General features: G+C 71.6%; 22 protein-coding genes. 3 read left to right on the plus strand and 19 right to left on the minus strand.

Annotated features, from left to right (window positions below; all coding sequences use genetic code 11):
* Positions 1-8: 8 nt before the first annotated feature.
* The 15 genes from relA to pgsA form a co-directional block, all read right to left on the minus strand.
* Positions 9-2,549: a GTP pyrophosphokinase gene (relA, locus tag ACGF3H_RS30595; RefSeq protein ID WP_362498369.1), complete on the minus strand. Its 2,541-nt coding sequence runs from the start codon at positions 2,547-2,549 to the stop codon at positions 9-11.
* A gap of 173 nt (positions 2,550-2,722) precedes the next feature.
* On the minus strand, positions 2,723-3,271 hold the full coding sequence (locus ACGF3H_RS30600) for an adenine phosphoribosyltransferase (RefSeq protein WP_362498367.1): 549 nt from the start codon (positions 3,269-3,271) through the stop codon (positions 2,723-2,725).
* Complete coding sequence (gene secF, locus ACGF3H_RS30605) at positions 3,268-4,383, minus strand: protein translocase subunit SecF (RefSeq protein WP_362498365.1); 1,116 nt, start codon at positions 4,381-4,383, stop codon at positions 3,268-3,270. Before secF ends, ACGF3H_RS30600 begins: the two co-directional genes overlap by 4 nt.
* A 3-nt stretch (positions 4,384-4,386) precedes the next feature.
* Positions 4,387-6,198 (minus strand): protein translocase subunit SecD, encoded by a 1,812-nt coding sequence (secD, locus tag ACGF3H_RS30610; protein WP_362498434.1) that lies wholly within the window; start codon positions 6,196-6,198, stop codon positions 4,387-4,389.
* A 122-nt stretch (positions 6,199-6,320) separates the two neighbouring features.
* Entirely contained in the window at positions 6,321-6,818 is a 498-nt protein-coding gene (gene yajC / locus ACGF3H_RS30615) for a preprotein translocase subunit YajC (RefSeq protein ID WP_362498361.1), read from the minus strand.
* A gap of 175 nt (positions 6,819-6,993) precedes the next feature.
* The gene (gene ruvB, locus ACGF3H_RS30620; RefSeq protein WP_362498358.1) at positions 6,994-8,067 is read right to left on the minus strand and encodes a Holliday junction branch migration DNA helicase RuvB; all 1,074 of its coding nucleotides are present in this window, start codon (positions 8,065-8,067) and stop codon (positions 6,994-6,996) included.
* 27 nt (positions 8,068-8,094) lie between these two features.
* Positions 8,095-8,700, minus strand: a complete 606-nt coding sequence (gene ruvA, locus ACGF3H_RS30625; protein WP_362498355.1) for a Holliday junction branch migration protein RuvA — start codon at positions 8,698-8,700, stop codon at positions 8,095-8,097.
* Entirely contained in the window at positions 8,697-9,281 is a 585-nt protein-coding gene (ruvC, locus tag ACGF3H_RS30630) for a crossover junction endodeoxyribonuclease RuvC (protein WP_362498352.1), read from the minus strand. The genes ruvA and ruvC overlap by 4 nt, the downstream gene beginning before the upstream one ends.
* Before the next feature lie 117 nt (positions 9,282-9,398).
* Positions 9,399-10,151 carry a YebC/PmpR family DNA-binding transcriptional regulator gene (locus tag ACGF3H_RS30635; protein ID WP_362498350.1) on the minus strand — a complete coding sequence of 251 codons (753 nt, stop codon included), beginning with the start codon at positions 10,149-10,151 and terminating at the stop codon, positions 9,399-9,401.
* 47 nt (positions 10,152-10,198) lie between these two features.
* Positions 10,199-10,807: a pyridoxal 5'-phosphate synthase glutaminase subunit PdxT gene (gene pdxT / locus ACGF3H_RS30640; RefSeq protein ID WP_362498347.1), complete on the minus strand. Its 609-nt coding sequence runs from the start codon at positions 10,805-10,807 to the stop codon at positions 10,199-10,201.
* Between the two features lie 11 nt (positions 10,808-10,818).
* The gene (pdxS, locus tag ACGF3H_RS30645; protein WP_362498345.1) at positions 10,819-11,730 is read right to left on the minus strand and encodes a pyridoxal 5'-phosphate synthase lyase subunit PdxS; all 912 of its coding nucleotides are present in this window, start codon (positions 11,728-11,730) and stop codon (positions 10,819-10,821) included.
* Positions 11,731-11,857: 127 nt separating this feature from the next.
* The gene (locus ACGF3H_RS30650) at positions 11,858-12,400 is read right to left on the minus strand and encodes a hypothetical protein (RefSeq protein WP_362498342.1); all 543 of its coding nucleotides are present in this window, start codon (positions 12,398-12,400) and stop codon (positions 11,858-11,860) included.
* Positions 12,401-12,631: 231 nt separating this feature from the next.
* The gene (locus ACGF3H_RS30655; RefSeq protein WP_362498339.1) at positions 12,632-13,798 is read right to left on the minus strand and encodes a glycosyltransferase family 4 protein; all 1,167 of its coding nucleotides are present in this window, start codon (positions 13,796-13,798) and stop codon (positions 12,632-12,634) included.
* Positions 13,795-14,724 (minus strand): phosphatidylinositol mannoside acyltransferase, encoded by a 930-nt coding sequence (locus ACGF3H_RS30660; protein WP_362498337.1) that lies wholly within the window; start codon positions 14,722-14,724, stop codon positions 13,795-13,797. The genes ACGF3H_RS30655 and ACGF3H_RS30660 overlap by 4 nt, the downstream gene beginning before the upstream one ends.
* Entirely contained in the window at positions 14,721-15,446 is a 726-nt protein-coding gene (pgsA, locus tag ACGF3H_RS30665; protein WP_362498431.1) for a phosphatidylinositol phosphate synthase, read from the minus strand. Before pgsA ends, ACGF3H_RS30660 begins: the two co-directional genes overlap by 4 nt.
* 217 nt (positions 15,447-15,663) lie before the next feature.
* Between pgsA and ACGF3H_RS30670 the strand changes: the two genes are divergently transcribed.
* Together ACGF3H_RS30670 and ACGF3H_RS30675 are read left to right on the plus strand one after the other, a co-directional pair.
* A complete protein-coding gene (locus ACGF3H_RS30670) occupies positions 15,664-17,862 on the plus strand; it encodes an elongation factor G-like protein EF-G2 (RefSeq protein WP_362498335.1) in 2,199 nt (732 codons plus the stop codon).
* Positions 17,863-18,081: 219 nt separating this feature from the next.
* Entirely contained in the window at positions 18,082-19,743 is a 1,662-nt protein-coding gene (locus ACGF3H_RS30675) for a hypothetical protein (RefSeq protein WP_362498332.1), read from the plus strand.
* A gap of 122 nt (positions 19,744-19,865) precedes the next feature.
* On the opposite strand, the gene ACGF3H_RS30680 is transcribed toward ACGF3H_RS30675, so the two are convergent.
* The 4 genes from ACGF3H_RS30680 to ACGF3H_RS30695 all read right to left on the minus strand — a co-directional run bounded on the left by ACGF3H_RS30680 (position 19,866) and on the right by ACGF3H_RS30695 (position 24,352).
* On the minus strand, positions 19,866-20,411 hold the full coding sequence (locus ACGF3H_RS30680) for an HIT domain-containing protein (protein ID WP_362498329.1): 546 nt from the start codon (positions 20,409-20,411) through the stop codon (positions 19,866-19,868).
* 83 nt (positions 20,412-20,494) lie between these two features.
* On the minus strand, positions 20,495-22,471 hold the full coding sequence (gene thrS, locus ACGF3H_RS30685; RefSeq protein ID WP_362498326.1) for a threonine--tRNA ligase: 1,977 nt from the start codon (positions 22,469-22,471) through the stop codon (positions 20,495-20,497).
* A gap of 91 nt (positions 22,472-22,562) precedes the next feature.
* Positions 22,563-23,789 carry a hypothetical protein gene (locus ACGF3H_RS30690; protein ID WP_362498323.1) on the minus strand — a complete coding sequence of 409 codons (1,227 nt, stop codon included), beginning with the start codon at positions 23,787-23,789 and terminating at the stop codon, positions 22,563-22,565.
* A complete protein-coding gene (locus ACGF3H_RS30695; protein ID WP_362498320.1) occupies positions 23,786-24,352 on the minus strand; it encodes a DUF4365 domain-containing protein in 567 nt (188 codons plus the stop codon). Before ACGF3H_RS30695 ends, ACGF3H_RS30690 begins: the two co-directional genes overlap by 4 nt.
* A 171-nt stretch (positions 24,353-24,523) precedes the next feature.
* Here ACGF3H_RS30695 and ACGF3H_RS30700 point away from each other — a divergent pair, with 171 nt between their 5' ends.
* Entirely contained in the window at positions 24,524-25,249 is a 726-nt protein-coding gene (locus ACGF3H_RS30700) for a 3'-5' exonuclease (protein WP_362498318.1), read from the plus strand.
* Positions 25,250-25,271 lie beyond the last annotated feature (22 nt).

Consider the following 25,271-nt stretch of genomic DNA (forward strand, 5'->3'; position numbering starts at 1 on the left):
GCGGGCCGCTACGACGGCCTGCGCGCCGATGTCACCCGGTACACGTCGTACACGCCCTCCACGCCCCGGACGGCCTTCAGGACGTGCCCGAGGTGCTTCGGGTCGCCCATCTCGAAGGTGAAGCGTGAGGTGGCGACGCGGTCGCGGGAGGTCTGGACGGCCGCGGAGAGGATGTTGACGTGCTGGTCGGACAGCACGCGCGTGACGTCCGACAGCAGCCGCGAGCGGTCCAGCGCCTCGACCTGGATGGCGACGAGGAAGACCGACGACTGGGTGGGCGCCCACTCGACCTCGAGGATGCGCTCCGGCTCCCGGGACAGCGAGTCCACGTTCACGCAGTCGCTGCGGTGAACCGATACGCCGCTGCCTCGGGTGACGAAGCCGATGATCGGATCGCCGGGGACGGGCGTACAGCAGCGGGCCAGCTTGACCCAGACGTCCTCGACGCCCTTGACGACGACACCCGGGTCGGCGCTGGTGCGGCGTTTGCGGCCGCGGCCACGGGCCGGCGGAACCGATTCGTCGATCTCCTCGGTGGCGGCCTCCTCGCCGCCGAGCGCCTGGACCAGCTTCTGCACGATGTTCTGCGCGGAGACGTGTCCCTCGCCGATCGCCGCGTACAGCGCGGAGATGTCGGAGTACCGCATCTCGTGCGCCAGCGTGACCAGGGAGTCTCCGGTCAGGATGCGCTGGATCGGCAGGTTCTGCTTGCGCATGGCGCGGACGATGGCGTCCTTGCCCTGCTCGATCGCCTCGTCGCGGCGCTCCTTGGAGAACCACGCCCGGATCTTGTTGCGGGCCCGCGGGGACTTCACGAAGCCGAGCCAGTCGCGGGAGGGGCCCGCGCCCGCGGCCTTGGAGGTGAAGACCTCCACCAGGTCGCCGTTGTCCAGCGTGGACTCCAGCGGGACGAGCCGGCCGTTGACCCGTGCCCCTATGGTGCGGTGGCCGACCTCGGTGTGGACGGCGTAGGCGAAGTCCACGGGCGTGGCCCCGGCCGGGAGCGCTATGACGTCGCCCTTGGGCGTGAAGACGAAGACCTCGTTGCGGGAGAGGTCGAAGCGCAGGGACTCCAGGAACTCGCCGGGGTCCTCGGTCTCCTTCTGCCAGTCCAGGAGCTGCCGCAGCCACGCCATGTCGTTGATGGCGTCCTTGTCCTTGCCGGCCGACTTGGGCACGTCGGTGCGGACCTTGGAGGCGCCTGCGACGGCCTCCTGCTTGTACTTCCAGTGCGCGGCGATGCCGTACTCGGCGCGGCGGTGCATGTCGAAGGTGCGGATCTGCAGCTCGACGGGCTTGCCGTTGGGTCCGATGACCGTCGTGTGCAGCGACTGGTACATGTTGAACTTGGGCATCGCGATGTAGTCCTTGAACCGCCCCGGAACCGGGTTCCAGCGGGCGTGGACCGTGCCCAGCGCCGCATAGCAGTCGCGGACGGTGTCCACCAGGACGCGGATGCCCACCAGGTCGTAGATCTCCGCGAAGTCACGGCCGCGGACGATCATCTTCTGGTAGACGCTGTAGTAGTGCTTGGGGCGGCCGGTGACGGTCGCCTTGATACGGGCCGCGCGCAGGTCCTGCTGGACCTCGTCGGTGACGATGGCGAGGTACTCGTCGCGCTTGGGGGCGCGCTCGGCGACCAGGCGGACGATCTCGTCGTACATCTTGGGGTAGAGGATCGCGAAGGCGAGGTCCTCCAGCTCCCACTTGATGGTGTTCATGCCCAGCCGGTGGGCGAGCGGCGCGTAGATCTCGAGGGTCTCGCGCGCCTTCTTCTCCTGCTTCTCGCGCTTGAGGTAGCGCATGGTGCGCATGTTGTGCAGGCGGTCGGCGAGCTTGATCACCAGGACGCGCGGGTCCTTGGCCATGGCGACGACCATCTTGCGCACGGTCTCCGCCTGCGCGGCCTCGCCGAACTTGACCTTGTCCAGCTTGGTGACGCCGTCGACGAGCAGGGCGACGACGTCGCCGAAGTCGCGGCGCAGGTCCTCCAGCCCGTACTCGGTGTCCTCGACCGTGTCGTGCAGCAGGCCGGCCATCAGCGTGGCCGGGTCCATGCCGAGCTCGGCGAGGATGGTGGTGACGGCGAGCGGGTGCGTGATGTACGGGTCGCCGCTCTTGCGCTTCTGACCGCGGTGCCAGCGCTCGGCGACCTGGTAGGCGCGCTCGATCTGGCGCAGCGTCGCCGTCTCGATCTTGGGGTCGTTGCTGCGCACTATCCGCAGCAGCGGCTCCAGGACCGGGTTGTACGGGTTCGCGCGCTGCACGCCGAGACGGGCGAGGCGGGCACGGACGCGGTTGGAGGAGCCGGAACGCGCGGGCTGGCCGGCGGGCGTGCGGACCACGGGCGCGTTCTGGGGGCGCTCGGGCGGCAGCGGCTTGGGGCGCGGCTGCTGCTCCGCGGGCTTGTCGACCGGCGCGGACGGGGCGTGCTGGATCGGCCCGTGCGTGTCGTTCTTCGCCTGGGGCGTGCTCGGCGCGGGCTTCGCCGCGGGCGCCGAGGCGGACTCGGGCTTTGCGGCGGTCAGTGGCTGGGCCTCGTCTGGCAAGAGGACTCCTCGTGCGCGATCCGGGTCCCCCGGTCAGGCTCCGGAAACCCCATGGTAGCGATCCTGCCCCCCAGGATCGCCTTCAGGCCGGAGTGAGGGCCTTCTACGGGAGAAACGCCTGAGGCGGGCGCCGGATTCCTCCGGGCCCGCCTCCCTGTGCGGCACAGGCCGCGTCAGACGGTGAGCAGCGCCTCCAGCGGGGCGCCCGCCAGAGCGGGCTCCAGCCGGGCACGCCCGTCCAGGAAACCCAGCTCCATCAGCACGGCGAGGCCCGCGACCTGCGCGCCCGCCCTGCGGATGAGCTGGACGGAGGCCTCGGCGGTGCCTCCGGTGGCCAGTACGTCGTCGACGATCAGCACGCGGTCGTCGGCGTTCAGGTCCTCGGCGTGCACCTCGATCTCGGCCGACCCGTACTCCAGGTCGTAGGCCTGGCCGAGGGTGGCTCCGGGGAGCTTGCCCGCCTTGCGCACCGGGACGAAGCCGAGGCCGGAGCGCAGGGCGACCGGGGCGCCGAGGATGAAGCCCCGGGCCTCCAGGCCGACGACCTTGGTGGCGCCGGTCCGCCCGGCGACCTCGGCTAGGGCGTCGGTGAGCGCGGTGAACGCCGCCGGGTCGGCCAGGAGCGGGGTGATGTCCTTGAACACCACGCCCGGCTCCGGGTAGTCGGGCACGTCGCGGATGCGGCTGAGCAGCAGCGCCGGGACGTCTGCGAGCCCGGTCATCGGCGCTTCCCCGAGGGTCGGCCGCGGCCCCGGTTGCGGGACGCGGGCTGGTTGCGCGGGCCGACGACCGCGGGCGCGGCGTCCTCGGGCTCGTCGTCGTACGGCTCGTCGGCGACGGGTGTCTCCGGCTCCCCCTTGGCCCCGGCCTGGGCGCGCTTGGCGAGGACGCGCTTCTTGAGGGCCTTCATCTGCGGCTGGGCCTCCTTGAGGTCGGCGACCAGCGGCGTGGCGATGAAGATCGAGGAGTACGCACCGGCCGCGAGGCCCACGAACAGCGACAGCGAGATGTCGTTGAGCATGCCGGCGCCGAGGACACCGCCGCCGATGAACAGCAGGCCGCCCACCGGGAGCAGCGCGACCACCGTGGTGTTGATGGAGCGGACCAGGGTGCTGTTGATCGAGCGGTTGGCGATCTCGCTGTAGGTCCAGCGGGTCTGCTTGGTGATGTCCTTCGTCTGCTCCTTGAGGCTGTCGAAGACGACGACCGTGTCGTAGAGCGAGTAACCGAGGATCGTGAGCAGACCGATCACCGTGCCCGGCGTGACCTCGAAGCCGACGAGGGCGTAGATGCCGGTGGTGATGGTGATGTCGTGGATCAGGGCGATGAACGCGGCGAGCGCCATGCGCCACTCGAACGCGATCGCCAGGTAGATCACCACGAGGACCATGAAGATCGCGAGGCCCTGCCAGGCCTTGTTCGCGATCTGGTCACCCCAGCTGGGGCCGACCAGGTCGGCGTTGATCTTCTCCGCGTCGACCTTCAGGTCCTGGGAGAGGTCGTCCTTGATCTGGTCCGACTTGTCGGTGTCGATGCCCGCGATCTGGATGCGCAGGCTGCCGTCGCCGAGCTTCTGGACGATCGCGTCGTGGCCGGACGCCTCTTCCGCGTACGTCTCGGCCTGGGACACCGAGGCGCTCATGTTCTTCGGGGTGGTGAAGACCGCACCGCCCTGGAACTCGATGCCCATGTGCAGGCCGCGCACCGCCAGGCCCACGATCGCCGTGATGGTGATCAGGATGGAGATGCCGTACCAGATCTTGCGGTTCTTGATGAAGTCGTAGCCGACCTCGCCATGGTGCAGCCGGGCGCCGAGCTTGCCGAGCTTCGACATCTCTCACGCCTCCTTCGGGTCGACAGGGCCGGCGGACGGACGGCGGGTGCGGCGGAGCGGCGGCTTGGCACCCAGGCTCTTCGGGTCGAGGCCGGACCACTTGTGGCCGCTCGCGAAGAACTTGCGGCGGGCCATCAGCGTGAGCAGCGGCTTGGTGAAGAGGAACACCACCACGACGTCGAGCAGGGTGGTCAGGCCCAGCGTGAACGCGAAGCCCTGGACCTTGCCGACGGTGACGATGAAGAGCACCGCGGCGGCGAGGAACGACACGAAGTCGGAGACCAGGATGGTGCGCCGGGCGCGCGGCCAGCCACGCTCGACCGCGGGGCGCAGCGAACGTCCTTCGCGGATCTCGTCGCGGACGCGTTCGAAGTACACGATGAACGAGTCCGCCGTGATGCCGATGGCGACGATGGCTCCGCAGACGGCCGGAAGGTTGAGCGCGAAGCCGATGGTCGGGCCGAGCAGCGCCATGATCACGTACGTCAGGCCCGCGGACACCAGCAGCGAGGCGACGGCGATGAACGACAGACCGCGGTAGTAGAGCAGCAGGTAGAGGACGACCAGCGCGAGGCCGATCGCGCCGGCGATCAGGCCGGCCTTGAGCTGCTCACCGCCGAGCGCGGCGGTGACGGTGGTGACGCTGTCCTCCTTGAAGCTCAGCGGCAGGGCACCGTAGGACAGCATGTTGGCGAGGCTCTGCGCCTCTTCCTGGTCGAAGCTGCCGGAGATCTCCGCGTTGCCGCCGGTCAGGGCCTGGCTGACGTACGGGTCGGAGACGACCTCGTTGTCCAGGACGATGGCGAACTGGTTCTGCGGGGACTGGTTCTGGGCGAGCTTGCCGGTGATGTCCGCGAACTTCTTGGAGCCGGAGCCCGTGAACTTCATGGTGACGGTCCAGCCGGCGGCGGTCTGCGTGTTGAAGACCGCCTTGGCCTCGTCGACGTCGGTGCCGTCGACCGCGGCGGGGCCGAGGATGTACTTCTGCCACTGGCCCTGCGAGTTCTGGCCGCAGGCCACCGTCGAGTCGCCGGGCTTGGCGCCGTTGCCGGCCTTGGCGCGGTCCGCCTTCTTCGTGCAGTCGAGGGCCGCGTACTGGGCCTGGAGCTTGGCGGTGGCGTCGTCGCCGGTGGCGCTGGCGCTCGGGGACGGGGAGGCGTCGCCGGTGGCCTTGGCGGAGGCGGACGGGCTGGGGTCGGCCTTCAGGGCGTCGGTGACCGCGCGGCCCTGGGTGGTGGCACTGGCCGAGGCGGCGTCGGAGGGCGTGGCGCTCGCCTTCCCGTCGTCGGTCGCCTTCTCGGTGGACCCGTCGGTCGCCTTGTCGGTCGCCTTGTCCGTGGCCTTGTCGGTCGCCTTGTCCGAGGCACCGGAGGCGCTCGGCGTGGGGCTGCCGGAGGCGGCGGCGCCGGAGAGTTCGGTGGCGAGGACCGGACGGAAGTAGAGCTTGGCGGTGGTGCCGACCTGAGCCCGGGCTTCCTTGGAGTTCGTGCCCTTGGGGATGTTGACGATGATGTTGCGATCGCCCTGGGTCTGAACCTCGGCCTCGGAGACACCCAGACCGTTGACACGGTTGTTCATGATGTCAACGGCGGTGTCCATGTTGGTCTTGTTGATCGCGGATTCCTGGCCGGGTTCCGAGACCGCCCTGAGGGTGATGCTCGTGCCGCCGGCCAGGTCGATACCGAGACGCGGAGTCGTGTGTCCGGAGGCGAACATGCCTCCCGTGAGCGCCGCGATGACGATCACGATCAGGGCCAGCGAGCGCCCGGGCTTGCTCTGAGCGCTCGCGGTCTTTCCCTTTTTAGGTGCTACCACCTGTTCGTACTCCCTCTCGAGCCGCGTCACGCCGGGGCGGCGCACCGGCGGCCATCACATGGTGTGGGGATCCGCGCGACGCGCGGGGTGCGCGGGAACGGTCCGCGCACCTCGGGGCGCGGCTACTTCGCCTCGGAGCCGCCGTCGGCCTTCTTCGGCTGCTCGTCCGCCGTCGCCTCGGCGGGCGCGGCGTCGGCCGTCGGCTCGTCGGCCACGTCCTTCTTGCCGAGGTCGACGGACTTCTCGTCGGAGTCGTCGGCGGCGGCCGGGGCGTCGGTCTCGGTGAGGGAGGAGACGTCGTCCGGGACGACGTCGGCGTCGGACTTCAGGTCGTGCTCGATGCCGTGCACGATGCGGTTGTACTCGTCGTCGGTGAGGACGGCACCGATGGAGTTCTTGGCGAAGAGCAGCTCGACGCCGGGACCGGCGTCGAGGAGGACCGTGTCCTCGCTTACCTCCTTGACCGTGGCGTACATGCCCCCGATGGTGCGGACCCCGGAACCGGGTTGCATCTCGTTCCGCATGTTGGCGGCCTGCTGCTGCTTCTTCTTCGCCGACCGGGTCATCAGGAACATGGCCCCGATGAGCACGATGAACGGGAGGAGGGTCACGAGACTCACGGGTCGGTACTTCCTTCACACGACCGCGATGGTGAGCGGCCTGATGGTTGGGGGTGTGTGCGCCGCCGACTGGGGCGGCATCGGCGGAGTCTAAGCGAGTCCGCGCGCATGGAACAACGCTCAGCATGGCACCGGGGTTCCTGCTCCGGCGAATGTCCTCGCCGTGACGGGGGTGTCACGCCCCGAACAAGTCCTGTTGTCCGTTTCCGGAGTTCTGCGCATGCGGCGGGGTGAGGCCGAGATGCGCCCATGCTGCCGGGGTCGCGACCCGTCCGCGCGGGGTGCGGGCCAGGAGGCCCTCCCGTACGAGGAAGGGTTCGGCGACCTCCTCCACTGTCTCACGCTCCTCCCCCACGGCGACGGCGAGCGTGGAGAGGCCGACCGGGCCGCCGCCGAACAGCTTGAGCAGCGCCTCCAGCACGGCCCGGTCGAGGCGGTCCAGGCCCCGGGCGTCGACCTCGTAGACCGCGAGGGCGGCGGCGGCGATCTCCTGGGTGATCAGGCCGTCGGCCTTGACCTGGGCGTAGTCGCGGACACGGCGCAGCAGCCGGTTGGCGATGCGGGGGGTGCCGCGGGAGCGGCCGGCGATCTCGGCGGCACCGGCCGGGTCGATCTCGACGTCGAGCAGGCCCGCGGAACGGTGGACGACGCGCTCCAGCTCGGCCGGTCCGTAGAACTCCATGTGCGCGGTGAAGCCGAAGCGGTCGCGCAGCGGGGGCGGCAGCAGGCCCGCGCGGGTGGTGGCGCCGACCAGGGTGAAGGGGGGCAGCTCCAGCGGGATGGCGGTGGCACCCGGGCCCTTGCCGACGATGACGTCGACGCGGAAGTCCTCCATCGCCATGTACAGCATCTCCTCGGCGGGCCGGGACATGCGGTGGATCTCGTCCAGGAAGAGGACCTCGCCCTCCTGGAGGGAGGAGAGGATCGCGGCGAGGTCCCCGGCGTGCTGGATGGCGGGACCGGAGGTGATGCGGATGGGGGCGTCCATCTCGGCCGCGATGATCATGGAGAGAGTGGTCTTGCCGAGGCCGGGTGCGCCGGAGAGCAGGACGTGGTCGGCGGTGGCCCCGCGCGCCCGTGCCGCGCGCAGCACGAGGTCGAGCTGCTCACGGACCTTCTCCTGGCCGATGAACTCGCCGAGGTCCTTGGGGCGCAGGGCCGCCTCCACGGCCTGGTCCTCGCCGTCGGCGACCGAGCCCACCAGCCGCTCTCCGGCGGCCTCGGCGTCGGTCGTGTCGTCCCAGTTCATGAGGTGTGCCTCGGCTCTCGCTACGGACTATCGGGCGCGGTTGAGGGTCTGGAGGGCGGCCTTGAGCAGCTGTCCCACCTGCGGCGTGCCCTCGGCGGCCTCGGCCTGGGGCGCGACGGCGGACACGGCCTCGTCGGCCTCGCGGGTCGCGTACCCCAGGCCGATCAGGGCGGCGTGGAGCTGGTCGCGCCAGCCGGTACTGACCGGGGCGCCGACGGCGGGGGCACCGACGGGCGCGCCGAGGCGGTCCTTCAGTTCCAGGAGGAGCTTCTGGGCGCCCTTCTTGCCGATGCCGGGGACGGCGGTCAGGGCCTTCTCGTCCCCGGTGGAGACGGCTCGGCGCAGGGCGTCGGGGCTGTGCACGGCGAGCATCGCCTGCGCCAGGCGGGGGCCGACGCCGCTGGCGGTCTGGAGCAGCTCGAAGACCTGGCGTTCGTCGTCGTCGGCGAAGCCGTACAGCGTCAGGGAGTCCTCACGGACGACGAGCGAGGTGGCGAGCTTGGCGGGCCGGCCGACGCGGAGGGCGGAGAGCGTGTTCGGCGTGCACTGGACGGCCATGCCGACACCGCCGACCTCGACCACCGCGGTGTCGGGGGCGAGGGCGGCGACGGTGCCGCTGACGAAGGCGATCATGTCGTCTGGCCTTTCGGTGCGTGCGTGGCTTTCGGGGTGCGCGCGTTCCCCGGGGCCTGGAGGGTCCGGGAGGCGTGCCGGGCGGCGGCCTGCTGGAGCCGGTTCTGCGCGGGGGCGCGCCAGATGTGGCAGATGGCCAGGGCGAGCGCGTCGGCGGCGTCGGCGGGCTTCGGGGGCGCGGCCAGCCGCAGCAGGCGGGTGACCATGGCGCCCACCTGGGCCTTGTCGGCCCGTCCGCTGCCGGTGACGGCGGCCTTGACCTCGCTGGGGGTGTGCAGGGCGACGGGGATCCCGCGGCGGGAGGCGCACAGGATGGCGACCGCGCTGGCCTGGGCGGTGCCCATCACCGTGCGGACGTTGTGCTGGCTGAAGACGCGCTCCACGGCGACGAACTCCGGGCGGTGCTCGTCCAGCCACTGCTCGATGCCCTGCTCGACGGCGACGAGACGGTGACCGAGCTCGGCGTCCGCGGGGGTGCGGACGACGCCGACGCCGAGCATGGTCAGCGGCCTGCCCGCGACCCCCTCGACGACACCGATCCCGCAGCGGGTCAGCCCCGGGTCCACCCCCAGTACACGCACGCCTACGCCCTCCCGTCGATCACCTGTTTGTGCAGGCTATCGGGTGCCACTGACAACGGCGGCGGGCCGGGGGACGTGTCCCTCCGGCCCGCCGGGATGCCGCTGCGCGCGCGGACGCTACGCGTCGACCTTCTCCATGACCTCGTCGCTCACGTCGAAGTTGGCGAAGACGTTCTGCACGTCGTCGCTGTCCTCGAGGGCGTCGATCAGCTTGAAGATCTTCCGGGCGCCGTCCTCGTCCAGCTCGACCTGCATGGTCGGGACGAAGTTGGCGTCGGCGGACTCGTAGTCGATGCCGGCGTCCTGGAGGGCGGTGCGGACCGCGACCAGGTCGGTGGCCTCGCTGATGACCTCGAAGGTCTCGCCGAGGTCGTTGACCTCCTCGGCGCCCGCGTCCAGGACGGCGCCGAGCACGTCGTCCTCGCCCAGCTCGCCCTTGGGGACGATCACGACGCCCTTGCGGTTGAACAGGTACGACACCGATCCGGGGTCGGCCATGGAGCCGCCGTTGCGGGTCATGGCGACGCGGACGTCGGAGGCGGCGCGGTTGCGGTTGTCGGTGAGGCACTCGATGAGCACCGCGACACCGTTCGGGCCGTAACCCTCGTACATGATCGTCTCGTAGTCGGCGCCGCCGGCCTCCAGGCCGCCGCCGCGCTTGACCGCGGAGTCGATGTTCTTGTTCGGGACCGACTGCTTCTTCGCCTTCTGGATGGCGTCGTACAGCGTCGGGTTGCCCTCGACGTCGACGCCGCCCATGCGCGCCGCGACCTCGATGTTCTTGATCAGCTTCGCGAAGAGCTTGCCGCGCTTGGCGTCGATCACGGCCTTCTTGTGCTTCGTCGTAGCCCATTTAGAGTGGCCGGACATCTGCCTGTCTCCTTCGCGTAACCCGTCTTTGAACGAACGCAGGAATCCTACAAGGACTCCGCCGCCCGGTTCGCGCGGACCATGTCGGCGAAGAGGCGGTGGACGCGGTGGTCGCCGGTCAGCTCCGGGTGGAACGACGTGGCCAGCGCGTTGCCCTGGCGGACCGCCACGATGTGGCCGCCGTGCTCGGCGAGCACCTCGGCCGCGGCGCCCACGGACTCGACCCAGGGGGCCCGGATGAAGACGCCCTCCACGGGCCCGCCCTCGACGCCCTGGACGTCGACGGCCGCCTCGAAGGACTCGTTCTGCCGTCCGAAGGCGTTGCGGCGCACGATCATGTCGATGCCGCCGACGGTCTCCTGCCCGGAGCGCGGGTCGAGGATCTTGTCGGCCAGCATGATCATGCCGGCGCAGGTTCCGTAGACGGGCATGCCGTCCCGCACGCGCGCGCGGAGCGGCTCCATCACTCCGAAGAGGACGGCCAGCTTGGAGATGGTGGTGGACTCGCCGCCCGGGATGACCAGGCCGTCGACCTCGGCGAGTTCTTCGGGGCGCCTCACCGGCCTGGCCACGGCGTCGGCCGTGGCCAGGGCGACGAGGTGCTCCCGTACGTCGCCCTGGAGGGCCAGGACGCCGATGACGGGGGTGTCACTCATGGTTCGGTGCCTTACCAGCCGCGGTTGGCGTAGCGCTCGGTCTCGGGGAGGGTGTCGCAGTTGATGCCGACCATGGCCTCGCCGAGGTTGCGGGACGCGTCCGCGATGATCTTCGGGTCGTCGTAGAAGGTGGTGGCCTTCACGATGGCGGCGGCGCGCTTGGCCGGGTCGCCGGACTTGAAGATGCCGGAGCCGACGAAGACGCCCTCGGCGCCGAGCTGGCGCATCAGCGCGGCGTCGGCGGGGGTGGCGACACCGCCGGCGGAGAACAGGACGACGGGGAGCTTGCCCAGCTCTGCGACCTCGCGGACCAGCTCGTACGGGGCGCGCAGCTCCTTGGCGGCGGCGTACAGCTCGTTGTTGTCGTAGCCGCGCAGGCGGGCGATCTCGTTCTTGATCTGGCGCAGGTGGCGGACGGCCTCGACGACGTTGCCGGTGCCGGCCTCGCCCTTGGAGCGGATCATGGCCGCGCCCTCGGCGATGCGGCGCAGGGCCTCGCCGAGGTTGGTGGCGCCGCACACGAAGGGGGTCGTGAAGGCGAACTTGTCGCTGTGGTTGACCTCGTCGGCCGGGGTGAGGACCTCGGACTCGTCGATGTAGTCGACGCCGAGGGACTGCAGGACCTGGGCCTCGACGAAGTGGCCGATGCGGGACTTGGCCATCACGGGGATGGAGACGGCCTCGATGATGCCCTCGATCATGTCCGGGTCGGACATGCGGGCCACGCCGCCGTCCTTGCGGATGTCGGCCGGGACGCGCTCCAGGGCCATGACGGCGACGGCGCCCGCGTCCTCGGCGATCTTCGCCTGCTCCGGCGTGACGACGTCCATGATCACGCCGCCCTTGAGCTGCTCGGCCATGCCGCGCTTCACGCGGGCGGTGCCGGTCTCGGGGGCCTGGTTTTCGGAGAGCGTGCTGGACACGGGTACCTCACTGACGAGAAAGGGGGGTTTCTGCAGCACTGAGGGAACGCGATGGGACCAGGCCACGGCAAGGGCCAATGGACAGCCGGTGGATCCTTTTGCGGCGAAGGGGCCGGAACGACACCCTCTAGGCGGCCCTGTCCACCAGCGCGGCCGGCGGCTCGTCGTCCATCTCGAAGGCCAGTGGGAAGGGGGCGTGGCCGGCCAGCCGGAACCAGCGCACCTTGCGGTGTTCGCGCAGGCGGCGCGCGGCGCCCACGGCGTCGTTGTGGAAGCGGCGGGCCATCGGCACCCTGCGGACCGCCTCGGTCAGTTCGCGGGCCGCCTCCTCTCCCCCGGGTGCCTCGCGCACCGCCTCGACCTGCCGGGCGTCCTCGAACACCGCCCGCAGGGCCTGGCTCAGCTCGCTCTCGGCGACCTCGCGCTGCTCCTCCTCGGACTGCCGGGCGGCGTGCGCGGCCTCGTACAGGACGATCGAGGCGGCCGGGTCGAGCACGCCCGAGGTGGCCAGTTCCTGGGCCACGGAGGCCCTGCGCAGCAGCTGTGCGTCGAGCGCGGCACGGGCGGCGTCGATGCGGGCGTGCAGGCGGTCCAGGCGGCCCGCCGTCCAGCTGAGGTAGAGGCCGATCGCGACGAGGGCGACCAGGATCCAGATGAGGGTTGGCGTCACGGGCGGCAACCCTAACGCCACGCCCGTGCCGGGGGTGCCGGTGGTGGCCACCGGGGGCCTGCCCCGGACCCCGCTTCGGCCCGGACGGCCTCGTCCGCGGGCACCGGACAGGCCGGAACGACCGGACGGGCCGGAACGACCGGGCGGGCCGGAACGACCGGGGGGACGGGCGGACGGGCGGGCCGGAACGACCGGACGGGCGGACGGGCGGACGGACGGTAAGTCCCCGCCTCAGTCCTTCGCCGCCAGGCCGAACCTCGCGCGCAGGCCCGTCGCCCGCTCGTCGGCCGCCACCGCCGCCGCCCCCGCCGTCACCGTCTCGTAGACGGACAGGATGTCCGCGCCGACCGTCGACCAGTCGAAGCGCCGCACGTGCGCGCTGCCCCGCTGCCGCAGCTCGGCCCGGCGTCCGGGATCGGCCAGCAGCCGCACCGCCGCCTCGGCCAGCGCGTCGGCGTCCTCGTTGGCGAAGAGCTCGCCGGCCGCCCCCTGGTCGAGGACCTGGGCGAAGGCGTCGAGGTCGGACGCGAGGACCGGGGCGCCCGCCGACATGGCCTCGACGAGGATGATGCCGAAGCTCTCGCCGCCGGTGTTGGGCGCCACGTACAGGTCCACGCTGCGCAGGAGGCGGGCCTTGTCCTCGTCGCTGACCATGCCGAGGAACTCCACGCGGGAACGCAGTTCGGCGGGCAGGGACGCCACCGCCTCCTGCTCGTCTCCGCGCCCGGCGACCAGCAGGCGGGCCCCCGGACGGGCCGCGAAAATCTTCGGCAGGGCCCGCATCAGCACCGGCAGTCCCTTGCGGGGTTCGTCGATGCGCCCGATGAAGCCGATCGTGTCGCCCTGCCACTCGGGGTTCGGCTCGGCCCCGGCGAAGAACCCGACGTCGACGCCGTTGGGGATCACGACGGCGTCCCCGCCCAGGTGCTCGACGAGCGTGCGGCGGGCGTACTCGCTCACCGCGATCCGGGCGCTGATCTTCTCCAGGGCGGCCTGGAGGATCGCGTAGGCGGCGATCATCGCCCGGGAGCGCGGGTTGGAGGTGTGGAAGGTGGCCACGATCGGGCCCTGTGCCGCCCAGCAGGTCAGCAGGCCCAGTGACGGCGAGGTCGGCTCGTGGATGTGGATGACGTCGAACGCGCCGTCGTGCAGCCAGCGGCGTACCCGGGCCGCCGACAGGAAGCCGAAGTTCAGGCGGGCCACCGAGCCGTTGTAGGGCACCGGCACCGCGCGGCCGGCCGAGACGACGTACGGCGGCAGCGGGGTGTCGTCGTCGGCGGGCGCGAGGACGGACACCTCGTGGCCGAGGCGGATGAAGTACTCGGCGAGGTCGCGGATGTGGAACTGGACGCCGCCCGGCACGTCCCAGGAGTACGGGCAGACGATGCCGATCCTCACGAGGCGTCCCGCTCGCCGGCGGCGGGCGCCTTGGCCGGGTCGAGATCCTTCAGCCACAAGCGCTGCAGCATGTGCCAGTCCTCCGGATGGTCGGCGATCCCCGTGGCGAAGGCGTCGGCCAGCGCCTGTGTCATGACGGACGCCTTCTCCCGCCGGGTACCTGGCTCCGGTACCTCGACCGGGGGATGGACCCGGCCCTGCATGACCGGCGAGTCGTCGTACCACAGCGTCACCGGCAGCAGCCGTGCGCCGGTCTGCTGGGCGAGCAGGGCGGGGCCGGCCGGCATGCGGGCCGTCTCGCCGAAGAAGTCGACCTCCACCCCGGAGGCGGACAGGTCGCGGTCGGCGACCAGGCAGACCAGGCCGCCGTCGCGCAGCCGCCGCGCCAGCGTGCCGAACGCGGTGCCGCCGCTGTGCGGGAGGACCTCCATGCCGAGGCCCTCGCGGTAGGCGACGAAGCGGTCGTAGAGGGTCTCCGGCTTGAGGCGCTCGGCGACCGTCGTGAACGGGATGCCGAGATTCGTCGTGACCCAGGCGCCGGCGAGGTCCCAGTTGGCCAGGTGCGGCAGGGCGAGTATCACGCCCTTGCCCGCGTCCATGCCCTCGGTCAGGTGGTGCAGGTCCTTGGGGGCGAAGCCCTCCTTGACGCGCTCGGCGCTCCAGGCGGGCAGCCGGAAGGACTCCATCCAGTAGCGCAGGTACGAGCGCATGCCCGCGCGCGAGAGCTCGGCGAGCCGCTGCGGGCCCGCGCCCGGCACCACGCGCGCGTAGTTGCTCTCCAGCCTGCGTACGCCCGTGCCGCGCTGCTTCCAGGCGAGGTCCGCGACGGTACGGCCGAGCCGCACCGCGGCCGGCTCGGGCAGCTTCTTGACGGTGCTCCAGCCGGCACCGTACAAAGCGTCGGAGAGCCGGTCCCGAGCGCTCACTTCGCCGCCTCGGTGCCCTGGTTCTCCTGTGCGGCGGCGTCCGCCTCGGCGGACTCCCGGCGGACCGTGACGACCCGCTGGACCAGCGTGACGAGACTGCCGACGGCGACGATCCACAGGGCGATCGGCAGCAGGTACTGGATGCCGGGCACGCCGAACTTGTGCAGTCCCGCGAAACCGGCCGCGACCAGGGAGACGACGAGGCGCTCGGCGCGCTCGACCAGCCCGTTGACGGCGACCGGGAGACCGATCGCCTCGCCGCGCGCCTTGGTGTAGGACACCACCTGGCCGCTGGCCAGGCAGAAGATCGACACCGCGCACAGCACGTTGTCGTCACCGCGGCCCGCGTACCAGAGGGCGAAGCCGCCGAAGATCGCGCCGTCGGCGACCCGGTCCAGGGTGGAGTCCAGGAAGGCGCCCCAGCGGCTGGAGCGGCCGAGCTGGCGTGCCATGTTGCCGTCGACGAGATCGGAGAACACGAACAGCGTGATCACGACCGTGCCCCAGAAGAACTCGCCCATGGGGTAGAAGACCAGCGCACCCGCGACCACACCGGCGGTGCCGATCAGCGTGACCGTGTCCGGGCTGACGCCCCTGCGGATGAGAAACGCGGCGAACGGTGTGAGGACACGCGTAAAAAATGCACGCGCGTACTTGTTCAGCATGGCCTTCCCGACGGTCGGTGTGGCCGCGCGGCCCTTGCTGGCCACCGGCTGGCCCATCGTAGTCACGCGCGCGCGTGCGCGGCGGACGGGCACCCGAACCCCGGGCCGCCCGGCCGGTGGGCGCCCCGGCCGGGCGGTCGTGCGTCCGTCGTATGGACGCGGCGTGACGGGAGTGGGAATCTCGAAGGACCGCGGGCGTCGCCGGAGCCGCCGTGCAACGCGGTCCCGCGCGTCCGCGCCCACAACGACCTCACCGTGCACGGGAGGCAAGGACATGGGCGACAAGGCACATACCCACCCCGGAGCCGCCGGCAGGGCAACGGCGGCCGACCATCCCGCGTCCGTACGGAATGTGGTGCTGGTCGGCCACTCCGGATCGGGCAAGACGACTCTGGTGGAGGCTCTCGCGCTGACCGCGGGAGCGGTGAACCGGGCCGGCCGCGTGGAGGACGGCGGCAGCGTCTCGGACTACGACGAGATCGAGCACCGGCAGCAACGCTCGATCCAGCTCTCCCTGGTGCCGGTGGAATGGGACGGCATCAAGATCAATCTGCTGGACACCCCCGGATACGCCGACTTCGTCGGTGAGCTCAGGGCCGGTCTGCGCGCCGCGGACGCGGCCCTCTTCGTCGTCTCGGCCTCCGACGGGGTGGACGGCTCGACCCGCATGGTGTGGGAGGAGTGCGCGGCCGTCGGCATGCCGCGCGCCATCGTCGTCACGCACCTGGAGGCGGCGCGGGCCGACTTCGAGGAGATGACGCGGATCTGCGCCGACGCGTTCGGCGCGGACGACCCCGACGCCGTGCTGCCGCTGTACCTGCCCCTGCGCGGGCCGCGGGCACCCGACGGGCACGCGCCCGTGACGGGGCTGATGGGGCTGCTCACGCAGCGGCTGTTCGACTACTCCTCCGGCGTGCGCGAGGAGTCCGAACCGGTCGGGGACCAGCTGCCGCTGATCGAGGAGGCACGCAACCTGCTCATCGAGGGGATCATCGCGGAGAGCGAGGACGAGACCCTCATGGACCGCTACCTCGGCGGCGAGCAGGTCGACGTCAAGACCCTGATCCAGGACCTGGAGCGGGCCGTCGCACGCGGCGCGTTCTTCCCCGTGCTGGCCGCGGCGCCCGCAGCCGAGGGCGCGCGGCAGGGCCTGGGCACCGTCGAGCTGCTGGAGCTGATCGTCCGCGGTTTCCCGACGCCCCTGGAACGCGAGGCGCCCCGGGTCACCACGCCCGACGGCGCACCGCGCGAGCTGCGGATGTGCGACCCCGACGAGTCGCTGGCGGCGGAGGTCGTGAAGACGTCCTCCGACCCCTACGTCGGCCGGATCTCGCTGGTCCGCGTCTTCTCGGGCACCCTGCGCGCCGACCAGACGGTGCACGTCTCGGGGCACGGGCTGGCCGACCGCGGCCACGAGGACCACGACGTCGACGAGCGGATCGGCGCCCTGTCGACGCCGTTCGGCAAGCAGCAGCGGCCGGTCAGCCACGTGATCGCGGGTGACCTGGCGTGCGTGGCCAAGCTGAGCCGCGCGGAGACCGGGGACACGCTGTCCGCCAAGGACGACCCGCTGCTGATGGCTCCCTGGGCGATGCCCGACCCGCTGCTGCCGCTCGCCATCCAGGCGCACAGCAAACCCGACGAGGACAAGCTCTCCCAGGGGCTCGCCCGGCTGGTCGCCGAGGACCCGACGATGCGGCTGGAGCAGAACCAGGACACGCACCAGGTGGTGCTGTGGTGCCTGGGCGAGGCCCACGCGGACGTCGCCCTGGAGCGGCTGCGCAGCCGGTACGGCGTCCAGGTCGACGTCGTCCCCCACCAGGTGTCCCTGCGGGAGACCTTCGGGAGCAGGGCGGCCGGGCGCGGGCGGCACGTCAAGCAGTCCGGCGGGCACGGGCAGTACGCGATCTGCGAGATCGAGGTGGAGCCGCTGCCGGGCGGTTCGGGCATCGAGTTCGTGGACAAGGTGGTCGGCGGGGCGGTGCCCCGGCAGTTCATCCCGTCGGTCGAGAAGGGCGTGCGGGCGCAGGCCGCCAGGGGCGTCGTCTCGGGTCATCCGCTGATCGACGTCCGCGTCACGCTGCTGGACGGCAAGGCGCACTCGGTGGACTCCTCCGACGCCGCCTTCCAGACCGCCGGCGCGCTGGCGCTGCGGGAGGCCGCGGCCGACGCCCGGATCCATCTGCTGGAGCCGGTGGCCGAGGTGAGCGTGCTGGTCGGCGACGACTACGTGGGCGCCGTGATGAGCGACCTGTCGGGCCGGCGCGGACGGGTGCTGGGCACCGAGCAGACCAACGGCGGACGGACCCTGATCCGGGCCGAGGTCCCCGAGATCGAGATCGGCCGGTACGCGGTGGACCTGCGGTCCCTGTCGCACGGCACCGCGCGCTTCGACCGCCGCTACGCGCGGCACGAACCGATGCCGCAGCAGGTCGCGGAACGGCTGCGGGAGGAGGTGCACGCGACGACGTGACGGTGCTCCGACCGGCGCGGGCCGCCCCGCGCCGGCGGCCCGCCACCCCGGCGCGCGACGGCGCATCTCGGCGTCGACCCGCGCACGCGGGGGCGCCTTTGACCGTCCGCCGACGCGTGCCGACCGCTGCGGATACGCTGATGACCTGATCAACAGGTGTGCGGGGCAGGGAAGTCGGGAAGGCCGCAGGAGCGACAGTGGTGGCGATCGGGGGCGGGAATGACCGTTGACGGCGGTTACGCGGACTTCTTCGGACCGCAGGTTCCGCGTACGGACGACGGGGGGCAGACGGCCACCTTCGCGCTGGCCTCGGCCGCGTACCGGGACAACCCGATGGAGGAGATCAAGAAGGCCGACAACGAGTGGCACCAGACGACCGTCAACGCGGGCCGTTCCTGGGCCACGATCTTCCGCCCCAACCTCGGCGAGGCGTTCTCCCGCGCGGTGGCCGACCGGATGCTCGGCGGCGACCGCAAGCCGCTCATCCAGTCCTTCGGGGCCGAGCCGCAGGTGGTCGTGGAGCACTGCCTGGCGGCCAACGGCATCCGCAAGGCCCGCGACAACCGGCTGACCATGGTCAGCGTGCTGTGCGGTCTGCTGTTCCTCCCGGGCGCGCTGGTCTGGCTGCTCGGCTTCCAGATCCGCACCACCGTCTCCAAGGCGGAGAACAAGCAGGCCGGGGCCCTGGGCACCGCCGTCCTCGTGGCGATCGCCGCCCTGGCCGCACTGTTCCTGATCAAGATGCCGTTCTCCGGCTTCTGGGCCTGGTACGCGCGCGCGGCCGTGGTGATGCCCGTCGTCGGATGGTTCTGGGCCAAGCGGATCTGCGAGCGGACGGCCAGGGACCTCCGGGAGCGCTGGGACGGCCTGCTGTCCGGCAGCGGCGTCGGCGCCAAGGTGCCCGAGGCGGTGCCCAGCAACCCGAACGAGACGTCGGCCGAGCAGCTGCGCCAGTCCCTGGCCAGGCTCGGCGCCGAGCAGCAGTCCAACTCCGTCTTCTACGCCGGTCCCAAGGGCATCCTCGGCATGGGCACCCGCTGGGGAAGCTGGCAGCTCGCCGAGGAGCTGGTGCCGGCCGACCCGGCCCGGGAGATCCACCCGTTCCGCAGCTGGGACGTCATACGGTCCGTCCACGACCAGCTGCGCATGCTGGAGCGCGGCCCGCTGAACACCGGCGGCTTCACGAAGCCGTCCATACGGCACTGGATCGTCACGCCGATCGGGGAGAAGGCCACGGCGGTCTCCCGCCCGGAGGGCACGGACGTCGAGGCGTACCAGGTCAAGCCGCACGCGATCCAGGACATCTGCAACAAGCAGCAGTTCGGCGCCGGCGACCGGCACTACCTGGGCGTCCAGTGGACGCTGTGGGACGGCCAGCTGGTCATCACCATGCTGATCACGGTGACCGTGCTGCACTCGACGCTGCGCATCGAGGTGACCGGGCACGCCCTGGGCCCGGTCAACCCGCTCTTCACGACCAAGCCGGAGGCCCCGTCCAAGGAGGTCGCCAAGTCGTTCAAGCCGTGGGAGACGCGCAAGGTGATGCTCCCGCTGGTCACGGCCAACGAGGTGGTACGGCTCGCCGTCCGCGCCCCGTTCACCTGGTACCCGCCCCTGCTGAACTGGCTCGGCGGCACGATCGGCCTGCCGGAGCCCTTCGGACTGCGGCACGCGTGGGCGGACCAGCCGTGGCGGCACCGCTTCATGGCCGACGACGCCCTGCGGGCGGCCACGCCGGTGCTGCGGGTGGTGCACTCGGCGGCGATCCGGGTGCTGGAGGAGAACGGCGTGGACACCGAGAAGTTCGGCGCGCGGTCGGCGTTCCTCAGCACGGCGGTGCAGGACCCGTCACCCCGGAAGGCCGACGTCTACGACGCGTAGAGCGCGGCCGCCCGCGGGCAGTCGTGCCGCTGGGGCGGCACGGGTGGGCGCGGGCGGCACCCCGAGAGCGCCGGGCCGCGCGCCCCACCCGCCGGCCCCAGTACCTGCGGCTCGGTGCAGAGCTACGCCGGCCAGGCCTCCGCGAGCATCTTCCGGGTGTCCCCCAGCAGCTGCGGCAGCACCCTCGTGTGGCCGACGACCGGCATGAAGTTCGTGTCGCCGCCCCAGCGGGGCACGATGTGCTGGTGCAGGTGCGCGGCGATGCCCGCGCCGGCCACACTGCCCTGGTTCATGCCGATGTTGAACCCGTGGGCGCCGGAGGCGGTCCGCAGGGCCGTCATCGCCTGCTTGGTCAGCAGTGCCAGCTCGGCCGTCTCCGCGTCGGTCAGGTCGGTGTAGTCGGCGACGTGCCGGTACGGCACCGTCATCAGGTGGCCACCGTTGTACGGGTACAGGTTGAGCACCGCGTACACGTGCTCGCCGCGCCGGACGACGAGGCCGTCCTCGTCGGACTTGGCCGGGATCGAGCAGAAGGGACAGCCGTCGTCGGCGCCGGGGCCGCTGGGCTTGTTCTCACCCTGGATGTAGGCCATCCGGTGGGGCGTCCACAGGCGCTGGAACGCGTCCTGCGTCCCGACTCCGTTCTGCTGCTCCGGCTCACTCGTCATGCGTGCAGCATATGGCGTCGGCGGGATACCACGGAAAAGGCCCCCGGGATCGCTCCCGAGGGCCCTGCTCACCGTCCGTACGGTCAGACCTGCGCCCGCTCCTCGACGACCTTCGCGATCTTCGCGATGGCCTCGTCCACGGGGATGCCGTTCTCCTGCGAGCCGTCGCGGTAGCGGAAGGAGACGGCGCCGTTGGCCATGTCCTCGTCACCGGCGATGACCATGAACGGCACCTTCTGCTTCTGGGCGTTGCGGATCTTCTTCTGCATGCGGTCGGAGGAGGAGTCGACCTCGACGCGCAGGCCCTGCCGCTTCGCGGCCGCGGCGAACTTCTCCAGGTACTCGACGTGCGCGTCGCCGATCGGGATGCCGATCGCCTGGACCGGGGCCAGCCAGGCCGGGAAGGCGCCCGCGTAGTGCTCGAGGAGCACCGCGAAGAAGCGCTCGATGGAGCCGAACAGCGCACGGTGGATCATGACCGGGCGGGTCTTGCTGCCGTCCGCGCCCGTGTACTCCAGGTTGAAGCGCTCCGGCAGGTTGAAGTCGAGCTGGATGGTCGACATCTGCCAGGTGCGGCCGATGGCGTCCTTGGCCTGGACGGAGATCTTCGGGCCATAGAAGGCGGCACCGCCCGGGTCCGGGACCAGCGGCAGGCCCTGCTTCTCGGCGACCTGGCGCAGCGTCTCGGTGGCCTCTTCCCAGGCCTCGTCGGCACCGACGAACTTCTCCGGGTCCTTGGTGGACAGCTCCAGGTAGAAGTCGGTCAGGCCGTAGTCGCGCAGCAGGTTCAGGACGAAGGTGAGCGTCTTGTCGAGCTCCTCCGACATCTGCTCACGGGTGCAGTAGATGTGCGCGTCGTCCTGGGTGAAGCCGCGGGCGCGAGTGAGGCCGTGCACGACACCCGACTTCTCGTACCGGTACACGGTCCCGAACTCGAACAGGCGCAGCGGCAGCTCGCGGTAGGAGCGGCCGCGCGCGTCGAAGATCAGGTTGTGCATCGGGCAGTTCATGGGCTTGAGGTAGTAGTCCACGCCCTCGTCGAGCTGCATGGGCGGGTACATGCCGTCGGCGTACCAGTCCAGGTGGCCCGAGGTCTCGAAGAGCTTCCCCTTCGTCGCGTGCGGGGTGTAGACGAACTCGTACCCCTCCTCCTCGTGGCGGCGCCGCGAGTAGTCCTCCATGACGCGGCGGACGATGCCGCCCTTGGGGTGGAAGACGGCGAGGCCGGAGCCGATCTGCTCGGGGATGGAGAACAGGTCCAGCTCGCTGCCGAGCTTGCGGTGGTCGCGCTTCTCGGCCTCGGCGAGGAAGTCCAGGTGTGCCTTCAGCTCGTCCTTGGTGGGCCAGGCCGTGCCGTAGATGCGCTGGAGCATCGGGTTCTTCTCGCTGCCCCGCCAGTAGGCGGCGGCGTTGCGCATGAGCTTGAACGCCGGGATGTTGCGGGTGGTGGGCAGGTGGGGACCGCGGCAGAGGTCCTTCCAGCACAGCTCGCCGGTCTTGGCATCCAGGTTGTCGTAGATCGTCAGCTCGCCGGCACCGACCTCGACGTCCGCGCCGTCGTCGTGCGAGGCGGAGCCCTTGAGGCCGATCAGCTCGAGCTTGTACGGCTCGTCGGCGAGCTCCTCGCGGGCCTCCTCGTCGGTGACCACGCGGCGGGAGAAGCGCTGGCCGCGCTTCTGGATCTCCTGCATCTTCTTCTCGATGGCCTTGAGGTCATCGGGGTGGAAGGGCTTCTCGACGTCGAAGTCGTAGTAGAAGCCGTCCTTGACGGGCGGGCCGATGCCGAGCTTGGCCTCGGGGAACAGCTCCTGCACGGCCTGGGCCATGACGTGCGCCGTGGAGTGGCGCAGGATGTTCAGGCCGTCCTCGGAGGAGATCTCGACGCCCTCGACGGTCTCGCCGTCCTTCGGCTCGTACGCGAGGTCCTTGAGCTCGCCGCCGACGCGGGCGGCGACGATCGAGCGCTCGCCGGCGAAGAGCTCGGCGGCCGTAGTGCCCGGCGTCACCACGCGTTCTTCCCGCTCGGAATCGCGTTGGATGATCACACGGACGTCTGACACCGGTCTCTCCTGACTGAAGTGGGGCCGCGGCGCCATACCGGAGCGCACGCATGAGGGCGATCGTACCGACCCGGGCCCACCCCGGTCGAAATCACTCCCCGCCGCAGGCCTCTCCGAAGACGTCCAGGTTCTCCTGGAGGCTCTTCAGCAGCCGGTCCCGCTCGGCGTCGTCGACCTCGACGGGGGCGACCTCGCAGGCGCCGGTGAGGCGGCGGAACCCGCCCCGGCTCTCCAGCCGGCCCAGCACGCGCACGGGCAGCCCGACCAGGTGCGCGTGCCCGGCGATCCGGTACGCCTCCTCGTCCAGGGTGATCCGCACGTGCGGGACGTCGGCCCCGGCGAGCACCCGCAGCCGCACGGTCCCGGCGCCGCGCGGACCGGTCCGGCGCAGCCGCACGACCGTGCCCGTGAGCCGCACCGGCACGGAGGGCTCCGCGCGCAGGTAGCGGGCGCCGGCCTCGCGCAGGGCGGGCAGGTCGCCCGGGGAGAACTCGACGGGTTCGGCGAGGGCGGCGCAGCCTTCCGGGACCCCGGCGGCCGGGGCCCACGCGACGGCGACGCGGGCGCCCTCCGTACCGCGGACGAGGGCGACGAGCGCCTCGGTGAGTTCGTGGCTGACGCCCGCCGCTACGGCGCTGTCGAAGGCGTCCATGGCGCCGGTGGCCCGCCGGTAGTCGACGGCCTCGCGGGCGGCGAACAGGGCCTGGTGGAGGCGGACGGCCAGGGGGCGGCCGGTGGTCACGGGCACGAAGGCGGTGAGGCGGCGGCCGTCGGGGGCGGGGCCGACCAGGACGCCCGCCAGGGACGCGGCGGCGGAGCGGCGGTGCCGGGCGCCGTGGTAGCCGGCCCGCGCGCGGGTGGCGAGGGCGCCGGCGAGCAGGACGCCCCGGGCGGCGGAGCGCAGTTGCTCCTCCACCGTCCAGGACGCGGTGCCGGCGGGGCCGGTCGGCAGGTCGCGCCACCAGCGGATCTCGTCACTGGGTACGGAGAGGGAGACGAGGATCTCGCGGGCGGAGGGCGTGCCGCTGCGGGACAGGGCGAGCAGGGCCTCGCCGAGCAGGTCGTCGCTGTCGGGGAAGGCGCGGCTGTCGGGCACCAGCAGGCTGGTCGTGCCGCCGGGTCCGGGCGGGGTCCAGCGGCCGTAGCGGCCCGGGGCGCCGCCGCGGCGCTGCCAGCCGTGCCGGTGCAGGAGGGCGGCGAGCACGGCCGGGTCGACGGCGGCGGGCTCGGGCGTGCCGCCGTCCCAGGCGGTGCCGCCGGTGTCCACGGGATGCGGCCGGACGGTGCGCAGCGGCTCGTGGGTGGGGCGGTGCGTCATGGTTTCCCTCCCGTCCCGACCCGCGTCATGATCTCGCACAGCGCCCGGTCGTCGAAGACCCGCGCGGTCGGTATCCGCACGGTGGTGCGCCGCCGGCCCGTGATCGGGTGTCCGGCGAGGTTGGTCCAGTAGCAGCAGTGCCTGAGGTCCAGCCGGTCGTGGCCGGCGCGCAGCCACTGGTCCCGGGACCGCGGGACGATCATCACGACCAGGATCTTGTGCACGGACACCGGTGTGCGGGCGAGCTTGGCCAGGTGGTCGTTGTCGAGGGTGAAGGAGAAGAAGCGGCCCGGCGGGCCGGGCGGGATCTGGTAGGTCGCCTTGAGCTGCACCTTGATGGTGACCTCGTCGTCGACGATGTGCCCGGGTGCACTGTGGCTGACGTGCCAGTCGATGCCGTTGTCCGGGAAGGGCTGGGACAACGAGCAGCCGGCCGCCGCGGCGACCGCGTGCAGATAGCCGACCTGCAGGGTCTCCATGCAGGCGGTGGTGGCGAGGGACCCGCGAGTGGGCGCCGTGCGCTCCGGCAGCAGCCCGCCCCGTTCGGGCTGCGCTACGGCCATGGCCAACAGCCTTCCAGAACTGGTGTAACCACGCTGCGGGTCGCTGAACTGCAAAGACCCGTACTCCTGTTGTGTCCTTCCGGCGTACGCCGCAAACAGCCCGGGTATCACCGAACCGGGACAGAAGACGGCGCGTCAGCTGCCGTGCTTGGACGAGGAGTTGAGTGCCCTATGACGTGCTGGTTCGAGGGGCCCCTGGCCGCCTTCGACACGGAGACCACGGGTGTGGACGTCGAGACCGACCGGATCGTGTCGGCCGCCCTGGTCGTCCAGGACGCTCCGGGACTCAGGCCCCGGGTCAGCCGCTGGCTGGTGAACCCGGGTGTGCCGGTGCCCGAGGCGGCGACGGCGGTGCACGGGCTGACCGAGGAGCATCTGCAGCGCAACGGACGCTGGCCGGCGCCGGTGATGCACGAGATAGCCGAGGCCCTGGGCGAGCAGGCCCGGGCCGGCCGGCCGCTCGTGGTGATGAACGCGCCGTTCGATCTCACGCTGCTGGACCGGGAGTTGCGCCGCCACCGGGCGTCGTCGCTGGCCGCGCGGCTGGAGCGGACGCCGCTGTACGTCCTCGACCCGCGCGTGCTCGACAAACACCTGGACCGCTACCGCAAGGGCCGGCGCACCCTCACCGACCTGTGCGCGCACTACGGCTTCGAGCTGGAGGGCGCCCACGACGCGGCGGCCGACGCGCAGGCCGCGCTGGGGGTCGTCCGGGCGGTGGGGCGCCGCTTCCAGGCACGGCTGGAGCGCCTCTCCGCCGCCGAGCTGCACACGCTCCAGGCGGTGTGGCACGCGGGGCAGGCCCGGGGGCTCCAGGCGTGGTTCGCGCTCAACGGCACGGAAGAGGCCGTGGACCCCGCCTGGCCGCTGCGCCCGGATCTGCCGGCGGCGGCGTGACCTTGTGTCTCCGGCCCGGGAC

The sequence above is a fragment of the Streptomyces sp. NPDC048185 genome (genome assembly GCF_043202495.1).
GTDB lineage: Bacteria > Actinomycetota > Actinomycetes > Streptomycetales > Streptomycetaceae > Streptomyces.